The sequence below is a fragment of the Mycolicibacterium arabiense genome, from assembly GCF_010731815.2.
Classification (GTDB): Bacteria; Actinomycetota; Actinomycetes; order Mycobacteriales; family Mycobacteriaceae; genus Mycobacterium; species Mycobacterium arabiense.
The window spans coordinates 690738-705018 of sequence record NZ_AP022593.1; the positions used below are offsets into that span (position 1 = coordinate 690738).

The following is a 14281-nucleotide window of genomic DNA, read 5'->3' on the forward strand; positions in this document are numbered from 1 at the left end:
CACCCGCGGACGCCGACCGCCCCGACGATCTGGCCGCTCTTCTCGGTCTGGGCTGCCTCACGGGTGCAGGATGACCTTCGTCCATCCGTCGTCGCGGGCATCGAAATGTTCATAGCCCGACGGAGCCTCGTCCAGCGAGAGTTGGTGGGAGACGATCCACGACGGCTTGGCCCTGCCCTCGTGGATCAGGTCGCGAAGCTGGCGGTTGTAGTGCTTGACGTTGGCCTGCCCGGTACCGATCTTCTGACCCTTGAACCAGAACTTGCCCATGTCGAAGGCGATCTTGCCCTCCTGCTCCAGTTCGTCGGGCGCGTTCGGATCCTGCGGCAGGAAGATGCCGACCACTCCGATGTGCCCGGTGAATCGCACCGAGTCGACCAGTCGGTTCATGGTCATGGCCGAGTCTTCATGTCCCTGTGGGTCATGTGCTTGATAACCGACGCATTCACAACCCTTGTCGGCACCCCGTCCCTGAGTCTGTTCGAGCACCTGCTCAACGGGATCGCCCTTGGAATCGTCGATGGGGATGACGCCGATCTCTTCGGCAAGACGCAGACGGTCGGGGTGACGATCGACGATCATCACCTTGCTGGCGCCTTGGATCATCGCCGAGTATGCGGCCATCAATCCGACCGGGCCGGCCCCGTACACGACCATGGAATCGCCTGGCTGCATGTCGGCCAGGCGAGTGCAGTGCCATCCGGTAGGAAAGATGTCGGCGAGCATCACGTAGTCGGCTTCCTTCTCCTGCGCGTCCTCGGGGAGTCGAAGGAGATTGAAATCACCGAACGGCACCCGCAGATACTCGGCCTGCCCACCCCAGAACGGTCCCATCCCGGCGAACCCGTAGGCGGCGCCCGCCATTTTCGGATCCGGATGCGCTGTCAGACAGAAGGCCGTCAGGCCCTCCTCGCAGTTACGGCAGAAGCCACAACCTATGTTGAAGGGGACACACACTCGATCCCCAGCCGATACCTTGACGACCGCATTGCCCACCTCGGCAACGATGCCCAGATTCTCGTGCCCGAGCACCATGCCCGGCTCCAGGTTGGTGCGGCCTTCGTACATGTGCAGGTCCGACCCACAGATGTTGGTGGCGGTGATCTTCACCAGCACGTCCGTCGGATGCTCGATCTTGGCGTCCGCAACGTCTTTGACGACGACGTCGCGCGGTCCGTCATACACGAGTGCTTTCATTCTCGAATCTCCTCAGCCATCTGGTGCCGTTCTGGATCGTGCTGGTCCCCCTTAGTGTGCGATTACGAGGGGATGCCAAGGAGTGGGCCGGCAAGCCCAACATTCGGGGCCACGTTCGCCCTGTCAGTACGAGCCGCGGGCACCATCCTCGGCCTGGCGGCCACTCGTAGACATGCGAACCGGCTGCTCACGCTGGGTCGCAGGGCCGTCAGGTGCCCGAGTGCGGCGTGGCGCGCCTGCGCTACGACCGACACCTTCTCGGCGATGAACTGGCACACCGGGATGAAATCTCGAATGAAACATCAATCCAGCGTGGCCAGGACATCGGCGGGTCAAGCACCGAGTCTTGGGTCGGCAGGCGACTGACGCGCCTGCGACTACGTCCCGAGACAAGGAGTCCGCCATGGCGAATACATTGCAGGGCAGGAGGATCGCGATCCTAGCTGCGGATGGCGTGGAACGCGTTGAGTTGGAGACCCCGCGCGGCGCGGTGCAGGACGCCGGCGGGGAGACCGAACTGCTGTCGTTGAAAGCGGGTGAGATCCAGGCGCGCAACAACGACCTCGAATCCGCGGGTACGTTCGTCGTCGATCGAGTGATCGCCGACGCATCGGTGGACGACTACGACGCCTTGCTGCTGCCCGGCGGGACCGTCAATCCCGACAAGCTTCGCATCGATGAAACCGCCGTCTCATTCGTGCGCGCCTTCGTGAACTCGGGAAAGCCAGTGGCCACGATCTGCCACGGCCCGTGGACGCTGGTCGAGGCCGGCGTGGCCAACGGGCGCACACTGACGTCCTATCCAAGCGTGCGCACTGATCTACGCAACGCGGGTGCCACCGTCGTAGACGAGGAAGTCGTCGTCGACGGGAATCTGATTTCCAGTCGGTCACCCGACGACCTACCTGCGTTCTGCAACGCGATCGTCGATGCATTCGCCCGACCGCGAGCGGGCGCAACGGGGCGATGACGTTGCCGTCCGTCCCGCTGGCCGTGGTCCCGGGAGGTCTACTCGGAGGACGACTCTTGGGCCTGCCGGGACGACGCTGCGAATTCATTCAGTGGGCAAAGTGGTTCACCAGAAGTGCGGGTTTCCCGTCGTCCACCACCTACCAGGAAGATCGACATGGCTACCAAGGCATTGCTGGTACGGCTCGAGGCCAAGCCGGGCAAAGAGGGCGCTGTAGAGGAGTTCCTTCTCTCGGCGCTCCCACTCGTCGAGCAGGAGCCCGGCACGAAACCGTGGTTGGCAGTTCGGTTCGGTCCTTCCACGTTCGGCATCATCGACGCGTTTCCGGATGAGTCGGCACGCGAGACGCATCTTGGCGGGCCCGTCGGAAAAGCCCTCGCGGACAAAGCCGACGAACTCTTTGCCTCGCCACCAGACATCACCAAACTGGACGTTCTCGCCAACAAGCTCTAACCGCGTCCGCCGTTCGCTTCCGAGCCGGCGTCCGGCGCTGCGGCGGGCGCTGGTGCTCGAAACGGCCTCGCGCCGTTGGCGTTCAACGTTCGTGAGTCGGGTTCAGATGACTGCAGCGAACCTCCAGTCGCGGCAATGTTTGTGACGTCCGTGCCCGGGTATCGCCGCCGCAGTCCAGCAGAAGAGACGAACCCATGGCGATCCATGCGCCTGCGCGCCTGATATCCGAGGTTGCGCTCGCCGTGGTCGACCCGTGGGACCGGCCGCCCACGCCCCCCGGTAGAACCCGCGAGTCGGATTCCAGGCGAAGTCAGGCGCGCAACCGGTGCTGACCGCATTGCTGTGGGGGCTGGTCGCCTCGTCCTCGTTGATCATCGGCGCTCTCGCCGGTGTGGCCCGCACCTGGAACCAACGCCTCATCGGCCTGGTGCTCGGCTTCGGCGCCGGTGCCCTCATCGCGAGTATCTCGTTCGAACTGGCAGAGGAGGGGTTTCGCGTCGGTGGCGCGCTGCCAGTCGGGCTCGGTCTGGCGGCCGGTGCAGTGGCGTTCTTCGTCGCCGATCAGTTGGTCGACCGCCTCGGCGGTAGCGGTGATGCCAGCCGTGCGGCGGGGGTACCCCTTCTGCTCGGCGCGCTGCTCGACGGCATTCCCGAGCAGGCGGTGCTCGGTATCGGCATCGCCAGTGGCGGCTCCATCAGCCCGACTCTGCTCGTCGCCATCTTCGTGTCGAACCTCCCCGAGTCGATCGGGTCTGCCAGCGACCTGCGCAGCGCTGGTCGTCGCGGTAGGCGCATCGTGCTCGGCTGGGCGGCCGTTGCGGCACTATGCGCGGTCGCCACCGTGGGCGGCTACCAGCTTCAGGAGATCGCCGGGGCGGCGCTGCAGGGCGGAATCGACGGCTTCGCGGCGGGCGCGCTGCTGGTCATGCTCGTCGGATCGATGATCCCGGAAGCGACTGAGAAGGCACGCGGACAGTCCGGCTTGGCCGCAGTGCTCGGCTTCGCGCTGGCGGCCGGGTTGTCGCTGGCCCAATAGCCTCGTGCCGCGTCGGCGGCAGGTGTTCGCCATGCGTCGAGAGGTTCATATGGGACGCGTAGTTGTGCTCCACCGGGCCGAGGTGCGAGGGGCATTGACCCCTGAAGAATTGGTGATTCAGTGGAGCTTCACCTATGCGCTCGACCAACGCGTCTGAGAGGCGGCCGACGAATGAACGAAGCTCGATCCGTGCCACTACGCTCCGGCGAGGACACCGCGGCCTTGGGCCAGGGAACCTGGTACTTTGCCGAGAGCCCTGGGCGGCGGGCCGACGAGATCGCCTCGATCCGGCTCGGTGTCGATCTGGGAATGACGCTGATCGACACCGCCGAGATGTACGGCGACGGAGCGGCGGAAGTCCTCGTCGGCGAGGCGGTCGCCGGTCGGCGCGGCGAAGTATTCCTCGTCGACAAGGTGCTCCCCCACCACGCCACCCGGGCGGGTACCGTCCGCGCGTGCAAGGCAAGCCTCGGCAGGCTCGGCACCGACTACATCGATCTCTACCTCCTGCATTGGCGCGGCACCATCCCACTGGAGGAGACGATTGCAGGTTTCGCCGAGCTGAAACGCGAGGGGATGATTCGGCACTGGGGAGTGAGCAATTTCGACGTCGACGACATGGTCGAACTCGTAGGCCTCCCAGGCGGCGATGAGGTTCAGACGAATCAGATCCTCTACAACCTGACCCGCCGAGGCCCCGAGTACGCGCTCCTGCCGTGGCTGGCCCAACACGGCATCCCGGCCATGGCCTACTCACCGATTGAGCAGGGGCGACTGCTCGAGCACCCGGCGCTCAAGCCGATTGCGCAGCGGCACAACGCGACCCCGGCGCAGATCGCACTCGCCTGGGTGCTTCACCACGACGGCATCAACGCCATCCCACGCGCGGGAACACCTTCTCACGTTCGACAGAACGCCGCCGCCCGCGACATCGAGCTGAGCCGCACCGACTTCCACGACCTCGACCAGGCGTTCCCGCCGCCTACTCGGCCGGTTCCACTCGAGGTTCTCTGAACGGTGGCCCGGGGGCCGAGAACTTGTTCCCGCCGGCAATGCATCCTTTCGTGCTATCAGGACCAATTCTGATGGATACTTCTGACCCATTGGGAGCGCGTGGTCAACGAAATCGACTGTCACACTGATTGTTCTGACGCAATCAGCGGGCGCTACGTATGACCATGAACTACCACTTGCCGTGGGCTATGCGGAAACCGGCCCTGACGGCCCGACGGAGGAGTTCTGGTGGGAAATGACATCGTCACCTGCCCGCATTGCGGTAAGCGCAACCGCGTACCCGAGGCCGCCTCGGGCAAGCCGCGGTGCGCCAACTGTCACCAGTGGTTGCCGTGGGTTGTCGCAGCGGGCGACTCGAACTTCTCGAACGTCGCCGAGAACGCCTCGGTGCCAGTGCTCGTCGACCTGTGGGCGACCTGGTGCGGGCCGTGCCGGATGGTGAGCCCGGCACTGGAGCTGCTCGCAGGAGAGCGGGCCGGTCAATTCAAACTGGTCAAGGTCGACGTGGACGGTGCACCGCTGATCTCACAGCGGTTCACGGTACAGGCGGTGCCGACCCTGCTGCTCCTCGACCACGGGCAGGTACTTGCACGACGTTCGGGCGCTGCTCCAATTGCTGCGCTTCGCAAATGGCTGGATGAGACTTTGTCGTTGGACGGCTCGAGGGAGGCACGATCATGACGTCTGTGTACATGGATCCACACGTGGTGGAGATACGCCCGGTGCGCCCGCGCTCGAGCGGCTGTGAGGAATGCGTGCGGATGGGCACGCCGTGGCTGCACCTACGGCTGTGCCTCACGTGTGGACACGTCGGCTGTTGCGATTCGTCGCCCATGCGGCATGCCCGGGCACATGCCCAAGCAATCGGTCACCCGATCGTGCAGTCCTTCGAACCCGGTGAGAACTGGCGCTGGTGCTACGTCCACGAAGACTATGTCTGAGGTCACGGTCGACCAGCGTGAGTCGTCTGCGCTGGCCGAGACCCCCGACGTGTACGGCGCGTACCCGCGACTGTCCGACGATCAGATCGCCACCCTCGAGACGGGCGGAGCGCGGCGCACCGTGGGCACGGGTGAGACGCTCGTGCGCGAAGGCGAGCGCGCCGACTACTTCTTCGCCATCCTTGCCGGCAAGGTGGCCGTCAGCACCACCGACGACGCGGGTAACCGGCGTGTGAGGCGGGTCCACGGCGCGAGGCGGTTCCTCGGCGAATTGGGCGACCTCGAGGGCCAGGCAGCGTTCTACACCGCCGAGGTCGTGGAGCCAGGTGAAGTGCTGTTGGTCCCGACCGAACGGGTGCGAGACCTGGTCGCCCACGATCAGGCGCTCAGCGATCTCATCCTGCGCGCATACCTGTGGCGGCGCTCGCTGCTCATTCAGGACGGCTTCGGATTTCGGATCATTGGTTCCTGCTACTCTCCGGACACTGTTCGGTTGCGCGAGTTCGCAGCACGAAATCGGTTGCCGCACCGCTGGTTCGACCTGGAACGTGACCCGCAGGCCGAGCGGCTGCTCCAGCGATTCGGGGTGACCGCCCAGGACACACCGGTGGTGATTTGGGGCGGCGCGGTGCTGCGCAACCCGACCAACGCGGAGCTGGCCAGACGGGTGGGACTGCCGGTGCCGGACACGGCGGCCGGCGAATCCGACGTCGTCGTGGTGGGCGCCGGTCCCGCCGGACTCGGCGCTTCGGTCTATGCCGCATCAGACGGCCTGACCACCGCCACCATGGAGCGGATCGCGACGGGCGGGCAGGCCGGGACGTCGTCGAGGATCGAGAACTATCTTGGCTTCCCCGGCGGCATCTCCGGAGGCGACCTGGCCGAACGTGCTGCCCTGCAGGCCGCGAAGTTCGGAGCGCGGATCTCGGTGTCCGCGGAGATCATTCGACTGGAATCCAGTGACGGGCAGCACCAGTTGACGACGGCGGACGGTGCGACCTTGGTGGCCAGGGCCGTCGTGCTCGCAACGGGCGCCAGGTATCGCAAACTCGCCGTCCCCGGAATCGAATCGTTCGAGGGCGACGGCGTCTACTACGCCGCCACCGTTCAGGAAGCGCTGGTGTGCGGCACCGGGCCGGTGGTCATCGTCGGGGGCGGTAATTCCGCGGGACAGGCGGCAGTCTTCCTTGCCGAGCGCGTCTCCCGGGTGTACGTGGTGATCCGCGGCGAGAACCTGAGCGAGAGCATGTCCCGATATCTCATCGAACAGGTCGAAAGGCACCCTCGCGTAACCATCCGGTCGTGCACCGAGGTCCGGGAGGTACACGGGGACCAGAAACTCGGCGAGGTGGTGATCGAGGACAACCGAACGGGCGAGCGGCAGTCGATTCAGACCCGTGCGTTGTTCGTCTTCATCGGCGCGGACCCCCACACCTCGTGGCTCGACGGTGCCGTCCAGCTCGACGACCGCGGCTTCATCCCCACCGGACCGGCCGCGCTCTACTCTGACGTCGCCGGCAGTCAGACGCGCAACCCGCGTCAGCCAATGACGCTCGAGACCAGCCGACCCGGCGTATTCGCGGTCGGAGACGTACGCAGCGGCTCGGTCAAGCGGGTTTCCTCCGCCGTGGGGGAAGGTGCGATGGCCGTCCGGCAAGTCCACGAGTACTTCGGGACGTGACGACGAGTAGCCGAACCGCCGTCATGGAGAAGAGGCGATCCGCGCGGCGTAGGCGGAGAACGCAACACGATCGCCGCGAAACCGGTGTTGAGAGAGTGCCAACGGCCGACCGTTCGTCGGCCCCGGGTAATTAGACCGTCGGCAGCATCTCACGCCGTGGAGGTCAGCGCGCGCGCCGGTCCTGGTCACACCCAACGGGTGGACCTCCACGTACTGCGCTCCCGAATCGCGGCGAGGTCACGGTTCATCACTCCGGGATACTGCTTGCCTGGATACCAGGGTTGCGTCGTGAGTCGGTCGAATCCCGGCATGGCGAGCAGGTGGTCGAGCATCCGGGTCCGCATTGCCGCATCGGGCAGCGGGCCTCGGCAGGCGGCCATGTTGTCGGACAGGTGGTCGGGGTTCGAGGTCGCCGGGAGGGCGACGGTGACCGCCGGATGCGAGATCACCCATTTCAGGAAGTACTGCGACCACGTCGAGATCCCCACCTCGGCGGCGAAGTCCGGCAGCGGCCGGTCTCCGACGAATTGGTGCAAGCGCCCCTTCTCCAACGGCATGTTCACCGTGACCGCGACGCCGTTGTCGGCCGCCAGTGGCAATATGCGTTGCTCGGCGCTACGTTCGGCGATCGAGTAGCGAGTCTGCACGAAGTCGAGGTCGCCGGTCTGGATCCACGTAGCCATCGGCCCGAAGTAGGCCGGGTCGTGATGAGTGACGCCCAGTCGGTGGATGCGCCCCTCGGCCTTCCAGGCGTGTAGGACCGGCACGATCATGTCGACGTTGACCAGCGCGTGACATTGCATGACGTCCATCGGGGCGCTACGCGTCAGCCGCTGCATGGAATCGTTCAAACTCTTTGCAGCGTGGGAATCGTCACCGAGATGATCTCCGGTAGCCCACACTTTGTTGGTCACGAAGAGGTCGTTCTGAAAACCGTCGGCCACCGCGGAGCGCGCGATGTTCTCCTCAGCCAGACCATAGAGCGGTGAGGTGTCCACCACTCGCCCGCCAGCAGACCAAAACCGGCGCAACACGTCGTCGCGAACCGCGCGGGCTTGCTCGGGGATGGCATCGAAGGTCTGGAAGGTACCTAGCCCGACGGCGGGCAGGTAGATGTCGGTCCCGGGTATCCGCTTCGAGATCACGCCAGCAGCGACGGGTGCGACAGGCGCCAGGGTCGGGCCGCTTGCTGGCGCGGTGGTAGATGGCGCGGGGCGACTAGGCGGCCCCCCGGTGGCAATCGCGGCGAGGGCACCGCCGCCGGCAATGGTTGCCGCCACACCTAGTTGGAGAACCCGGCGACGGGAGGGTCTCCACCCATCGTGATCGGGACTCACTTCATCGGGGTCAGTCACGATCGTCTTCTCCTGGAGTTCAATTGTCGGCGCTGGTTGCAGGCGTGGTCATGATGTCGGTGAAACTTCGACGGTGGTAACGCAATTCGCTGCTTGCGGCGGCGAGAATGAGGGGTGCATCGACTGATCCCAGGATTGCCCACGCGACGACTCGACTCACCGGCCAACGGGTCGGACGAGGGACCAGCGATGGACTCCTTCGCACTCAGGCGGCCACGAGGAGTCGTCGGCGACGGGCGGCGCCGCCCAGATCGACACGGAGCTGTCGGCGTGCCCGATGGAGCCTGGACATCACGGTCCCCAACGGCGTGTTCATCATGTCGGCGATCGCAGCGTATGGATAACCCTGCACATCCGCCAGGTAGACGACCATTCGAAACTCGTCGCTCAACCCGGCCATGGCCGACTGCACCTCGGTATCCGGTTGTGCGGCAATGACCGTCAGTTCAGGGGCAGCGACGCCGCTCTGCTGGACGACGCCATCACCGGGCCCTTCGGTGAACTCCTCCATCGGCACTTCGGTCAGCCGGCGTTGTGATGCTCGGTAGTTGCTGATCCACGTGTTCTTCAGGATCCGGTACATCCATGCCCGCACATTGGTACCGGGACGGAAGGTCCCCAAGCTGCGGTAGGCGCGCAGGACCGTGTCCTGGACCAGATCTTCGGCGTCCGGCCCGCGGTGGGTCAGCCGCAGCGCTTCGCGCAGCAGTTCGGCACGGAGCGGAATTACGTCCCGCGTGAAACATGGTCTGAGGCGATCACATTGGCATTGATCGAGATGGCAGCTTGTCGTTGTCAGCGCTTCCGGTGAGGTCTCCATGCTTTCAAGCTATGGGCCGTGGAGGCCGGGTAGCCCGTTCTCAGAGCGAACACAAATGTTTCACCGAGATAGGACGTCGACAGTGACTCCACCAGAACGAGGACCACGACGAACCCGGTCCCGGCGAGCCGGTCCTTCACTCCGGGCGATCGGGTCATCCACCGATCGCCAGCCCCTGGTTGTGGATTCGGACACGTCATACCCTGACCAACCATCTGAATTCGGAGGCGGAGGCAACACCAAGCGCAGCGAGTCAAAGCGCGAATTCACATGGCGGCGGGAAGATGAGCATTACCGCGTCAGGACGGTCATTGTTCAAGGCATCCGCCATCGGCGGTGCGCTGGGCGCCACCGAACAGATACGCCAGATTCACCCTGATGCGAACGTTCGTTTCGAACGGTTGGACCTAACGGATCTGTCCTCCGTCGATGCGTTCGCCGACAGGGTCAGGTCTTTCCGTCAGAGCATGGACACGCTCATCAACAACGCGGCCCATGGTTCCCCCGCAACGGACTGTGACGGTCGACGGATTCGAACGACAGCTCGCTACGAATCACCTCGGTCATCTTGCACTCATCGCTCATCTGCTGCCGTTGCTGCGTCAAGGGGATGCACCTCGCGTCGTGAACATGGCGAGCCTTGCCGCGAATGGGGGCGCCATCGATTTCGATGACCTCCAGGCGGAGCGGCGATACGACGCCACGGGTGTCTATGCGCAATCCAAACTGGCGCAGATGATGTTTGCCCTGTCCCGAATCTTCACCAACGACGACGTGCCCCGCATGTATCTGGTCCAAGATCACCCTTGCGCTTGAGCGGTCCTTTGCCGCCGGCGCCCGGGTGGCCTGTGTGCGGCTGAGCCCCGCACGGGCAACCCCCAGTAGTCGGCACTGCCGCGTTGCAGCCCCGGCTACGCCGAACTATGGAAGCAACACGGGGTTGTGCACCCCAGGCGAGGACATGGCGCGGGCTGCCATCGACGGGCTGGCAGCCAGGCTCGGCCTCGAGGTCGTCGTCGTACCCTGGTTGTCATACAGATGGAAAAAGGCACCTCCGGATCTCCGAAAGTGCCCCTGACCTGCGTCGGGCTGACAGGATTTGAACCTGCGACCACTTGACCCCCAGGCATCGACCGCGTGTTTGCCAACGTTCGCCGATGTACTCATCACCGTTCTGTGTCAACGGTTTTCGACCTGAAGACACTCCAGCGGATAAGTGCAGACGATCGTGGATTCTCGCCCTGGTTTGGGTAGCGGTTTGGGTACCGAGACGCACGGCGCTATGAACGCTTCGCGCTAGTAGTGATCAACTGCATCCACGCCTCGTCTGTCGGCCGCTCAGAAAGGGGGAAGCCATGCTGGTTCACCAATCGCGGTACGGGACCTGCGACCTGTACACGTCAATACCGACGCTTGACGCGACCTCCGCCCGCTTGAAGCTGGTGTTGTCAAAGTAGGTCCGGAGCGACTGACAACGTAGATCACTGTGCGCTCCTGGCCCTACGATGACAGAGTCGATCGCGTCGGGCTTGATAGGTAGCTTGAGGCGCGGCACCAGGCCGTACCGGTGCGGGGTGAAATGGTTTGGAGTTCCTTGGACGGCGAGGCGAACTTCATTCTCTTCTCGGAACGTGATGTCCTTAAGGTATGCAATCATGAGCATCATTTCTCGGCCTATAACTGAATTTCGCTCGTCTGTGTCGTTGCAGTCTCCCCCGATGAGATCTAATCGCCGTTGCATCGCGAATTCGACAACCGGTTGCAAGTATTCCTCGTTCGTCACATGCCCGTCGTAGTACTTGACATTCCGAAGCGTAGCTTTAAGCGCAGGCGCGTCCGATAGACCGCGGAGCAACGCCTCGGTCGAGAACCGTATACACACGCCATTCTTCGCGTAGGCACGCCATTGGCTTAGTTGATCCAGCTCCTTGGACATGCTGAAGATGAAGCAGGTTGTGTCAAGTACGGCGGCTTCACAGGCTCCCTGCAATTCCCCGTAGAGGTCGCGCTCCTCCGCGAGCGGTCGCAAGACCGCCTCGTCTTCCGGTTCGAGCGTTCGCTTCTCCTCCCTAAGCATTTCAAAGTAGGCCAAAAGCTCGTCCTGGCGAGCATCCTGTAGCTCCCCAAAACGTTGCTGCAAAGCACGGGGGCCGAGTTCCGTTTCGGAGATGTCGTTGAGAAACCGTGAATTTGTAGCCCACACCTCCCCGTACTCGAAGACGCTTTGCAGTGCGCGGTAGTCGGTATAGTGATAAAGGTAGGGCGGCAAGTCGTCATCATGCTCGATGTGAACCACGTGCGCAGCCTAGCGGGCACCGCTGAAAAGATGTCGAGGTCGAGGACGTCGTTGGCGCCTCGGACTCAGCAAGTCGTTACGACGTCTGCGCCCAACTATCGGCACCTCGTGATTGAGGGTTCGACACGGACACGTCTGGGAAGATCGCTCGATTGACGATCTCGCGCTCAGAGGCCGGGCTGCGGGAGAACAGATTCGAGGCAGGACCCACAGCTTTGACCTCAGCCTGAGGTTGCAACGTCCAACCGCGCACAGCACTTTCCACCGCGGCCCAAAGACTTGACGGGCGGCCGGCCGTCTCACGGCGCTCACGCTGAAACGCTCGGTGAATGTTGAGGTCCGGCGTTTCCTGGGAAAATATCTGGATACTTTGATGTCCCGTCTTGGTGCGCCGCCAACTTTCCACCCCTCCCCCCGGCCTGGGGTTGCCGCTTCACCCGAACGGCGCGGCTCGAAGAGGAATCGGTCGACTACGGATCGGAATTCGAGGTCTCTTGCTGCAAGCTCCACGCGAATTGCCGCGTGGTCGGGGCAGCGTTGCGTGCCTTCGCGCGTGCGGTTCCGTCGCCCAGGCATTTGATCGCAGACCAGAACGTCAGAACCCAGCACCCCCATCCCCGAATGTGATATGCGACGGTTACAGGTATGAACACGCCTCCGGACAGTGTCGACTATGAACATTTTGTAGAGAGCTTGGTCAGGCAACTGGCCGAGCGGACACCCGTGAGGACGGAGCGGATTCGGTGGGACCAACACATCGAAGGACGCGCAACAACCAACCAAATCGATGTTCTATGGGACTTCACTGACCAGGATGGTCAGCCTCATAGGGTGGTGTTTGAGGCGCGATCGTATAAGTCCGACATAAAGCAGGGCCAATTGCATGCTTTCAGATCGGTCGTTGACGACATTCAGGATCCGTCCCGCCCGGTCACTGGCGTGATGGTTACAACGGCTCGGTATCAGGCCGGCGCGAAGAAAGTGGCGTCATCCTACGGAGTAGTAGTACTGGAACTTCACTCGCCGAGCGATGGGGAGCTAGCCGGTCAGCTCCAGAAAATAGTTGTGAATGCCAGCCCGGTGCTAGCGGTAGTCAAGGACGTCAAATTCGAACCCGTGAAGCTGCTCGACGACAACTTCGCCGACGGGCTCTCCATGCTCGGGGCGTTCGAAGTCTCGGTAAACGGTCGAGTAGAGCCGTTGTCGAATGTGCTGTGCGAGGGAGAGCTTGGTACCAACGAATTGAAACCCGTCCACAGTGTCAGACGAGAGTTCGACCCACCCGCTGTCCTGCTGATGAATGGAAACGAAGTAGCACTGCTCAAGGCGCTAGGTGCTGACGTCGGTGATTTCCTCGCACCTAGTGTGTCGGCGACGGTTGCTGGTCCTGAGGCCGTCGCGTGGCTGCTTATCAACTCATTGACGGATGCAAGGGCTTGGATTGCCAGCGATGGCGGGTTCTGGACGATCGGCGCGTGATTGAGGAGCTGCCTACCCGAACGACATGACTACGAGCGCGGGCGATTTTACGTGCGCTCGCGTCACACAAACGATTGGGGAGTGGAATCGCTTCTGCCTGGCAGGCTGTCTTCGTATGCTGGACTACTGCGCGGAGGGAGTCGCAGATGATCATGAAGGAAGTCTTCAAGGAATGCCCGCTCTGTCACCGAAGGGTCAGGGCGCACCCCTTGACCGGGCGTTTCGTTGCCCACAGCCCGAAAAGGGGTAAGCCCAAGGACTGCCTGGGCATTCTCAACACGGAGCGCGGAGCCATCATTGCGGCAGGCGACGCCGAGCGTCCTATTGGACGCGACCGAGATCACCGCACCGTTTCCGGCGGGCTGCCCACCCTTGGCAGGAAGTAGCAAGCAGCCGCTTTCATCGGCCCCGTGCGGAGGCCCGACTCGACCCAATCTCAATGGCGTATATCGCGCGCGGTCAACACCCCGGTGTCTCAAAAACGATTTTCGCTGTCGAATGGCCACAGATATCCACCGACATACGATGCCGAGGGTTTTGGAGGCAACCGGGGAACGGGGTGTCGTGAACGGAGAAAGATCGGCGCGGTGGTTCCGCCGGAGTGAGGGGACACATTTGAGGGACGAAGTTCGTGTTGATCGGCCGGGAGGGCGGGGCTAGCCATGCCACACGACTACTTCGACGCCGTTCCCAACTACGCCGACACTCTTCCCGATTACAGAAGGCTGGGCCGCGAAATCGGACAGAGCATCGCCGCCACCCGGCCGCTGGTGCACAACGGGCGGGTGTTCTGGAAGCTCACCGACGCCGACAGTGGAGCACTGGCCTGGCTCGCATTCACCCGGCCGGATGTGCGGTCGGTGCTGGTCCGGCGCAAGGTGTGGACATTGATCCCTCACCTGCAGGTATTCATGGCGAACTTGGTTCGTGAGCGTCGACCATGAGTCTCACCGAGCAGAGCCGGTGGGTACATACAAACATCGACGTTTGTGAGGCGCGCGAACTGGCGCTGCTGGTGCCGCAGCCGACTGCCGGGGAC

General features: G+C 63.4%; 14 protein-coding genes. 10 read left to right on the forward strand and 4 right to left on the reverse strand.

The window, feature by feature from the left end:
- Positions 1 to 57: 57 nt before the first annotated feature.
- Entirely contained in the window at positions 58 to 1197 is a 1140-nt protein-coding gene (locus G6N61_RS04985; RefSeq protein ID WP_163917531.1) for a glutathione-independent formaldehyde dehydrogenase, read from the reverse strand.
- Positions 1198 to 1600: 403 nt separating this feature from the next.
- Between G6N61_RS04985 and G6N61_RS04990 the strand changes: the two genes are divergently transcribed.
- The 7 genes from G6N61_RS04990 to G6N61_RS05020 all read left to right on the forward strand — a co-directional run bounded on the left by G6N61_RS04990 (position 1601) and on the right by G6N61_RS05020 (position 7292).
- Entirely contained in the window at positions 1601 to 2167 is a 567-nt protein-coding gene (locus tag G6N61_RS04990; RefSeq protein ID WP_163917532.1) for a type 1 glutamine amidotransferase domain-containing protein, read from the forward strand.
- 156 nt (positions 2168 to 2323) lie between these two features.
- Positions 2324 to 2620 (forward strand): putative quinol monooxygenase, encoded by a 297-nt coding sequence (locus G6N61_RS04995; RefSeq protein ID WP_163917533.1) that lies wholly within the window; start codon positions 2324 to 2326, stop codon positions 2618 to 2620.
- 325 nt (positions 2621 to 2945) lie between these two features.
- Complete coding sequence (locus G6N61_RS05000) at positions 2946 to 3656, forward strand: ZIP family metal transporter (protein WP_163917534.1); 711 nt, start codon at positions 2946 to 2948, stop codon at positions 3654 to 3656.
- Positions 3657 to 3845: 189 nt separating this feature from the next.
- Positions 3846 to 4670, forward strand: a complete 825-nt coding sequence (locus G6N61_RS05005; RefSeq protein ID WP_235887414.1) for an aldo/keto reductase — start codon at positions 3846 to 3848, stop codon at positions 4668 to 4670.
- 228 nt (positions 4671 to 4898) lie between these two features.
- Positions 4899 to 5351 (forward strand): thioredoxin, encoded by a 453-nt coding sequence (trxA, locus tag G6N61_RS05010; protein ID WP_163917536.1) that lies wholly within the window; start codon positions 4899 to 4901, stop codon positions 5349 to 5351.
- Positions 5348 to 5611: a UBP-type zinc finger domain-containing protein gene (locus G6N61_RS05015; protein ID WP_163917537.1), complete on the forward strand. Its 264-nt coding sequence runs from the start codon at positions 5348 to 5350 to the stop codon at positions 5609 to 5611. The genes trxA and G6N61_RS05015 overlap by 4 nt, the downstream gene beginning before the upstream one ends.
- Positions 5604 to 7292, forward strand: a complete 1689-nt coding sequence (locus tag G6N61_RS05020) for an FAD-dependent oxidoreductase (protein WP_163917538.1) — start codon at positions 5604 to 5606, stop codon at positions 7290 to 7292. The genes G6N61_RS05015 and G6N61_RS05020 overlap by 8 nt, the downstream gene beginning before the upstream one ends.
- 185 nt (positions 7293 to 7477) lie before the next feature.
- On the opposite strand, the gene G6N61_RS05025 is transcribed toward G6N61_RS05020, so the two are convergent.
- Positions 7478 to 8437: an aldo/keto reductase gene (locus tag G6N61_RS05025; RefSeq protein ID WP_163917539.1), complete on the reverse strand. Its 960-nt coding sequence runs from the start codon at positions 8435 to 8437 to the stop codon at positions 7478 to 7480.
- 415 nt (positions 8438 to 8852) lie between these two features.
- Positions 8853 to 9467, reverse strand: coding sequence for a sigma-70 family RNA polymerase sigma factor (locus G6N61_RS05030; RefSeq protein WP_163917540.1), 615 nt, complete (start codon positions 9465 to 9467; stop codon positions 8853 to 8855).
- A gap of 516 nt (positions 9468 to 9983) precedes the next feature.
- Here G6N61_RS05030 and G6N61_RS05035 point away from each other — a divergent pair.
- The gene (locus G6N61_RS05035) at positions 9984 to 10283 is read left to right on the forward strand and encodes a Rossmann-fold NAD(P)-binding domain-containing protein (protein ID WP_163917541.1); all 300 of its coding nucleotides are present in this window, start codon (positions 9984 to 9986) and stop codon (positions 10281 to 10283) included.
- Positions 10284 to 10830: 547 nt separating this feature from the next.
- On the opposite strand, the gene G6N61_RS05040 is transcribed toward G6N61_RS05035, so the two are convergent.
- Positions 10831 to 11763, reverse strand: a complete 933-nt coding sequence (locus tag G6N61_RS05040; protein WP_163917542.1) for a DUF2971 domain-containing protein — start codon at positions 11761 to 11763, stop codon at positions 10831 to 10833.
- A 645-nt stretch (positions 11764 to 12408) separates the two neighbouring features.
- Here G6N61_RS05040 and G6N61_RS05045 point away from each other — a divergent pair.
- Together G6N61_RS05045 and G6N61_RS30770 are read left to right on the forward strand one after the other, a co-directional pair.
- A complete protein-coding gene (locus G6N61_RS05045) occupies positions 12409 to 13242 on the forward strand; it encodes a restriction endonuclease (protein WP_163917543.1) in 834 nt (277 codons plus the stop codon).
- Positions 13243 to 13904: 662 nt separating this feature from the next.
- Complete coding sequence (locus G6N61_RS30770) at positions 13905 to 14186, forward strand: hypothetical protein (RefSeq protein WP_235887415.1); 282 nt, start codon at positions 13905 to 13907, stop codon at positions 14184 to 14186.
- Positions 14187 to 14281: the final 95 nt, after the last annotated feature.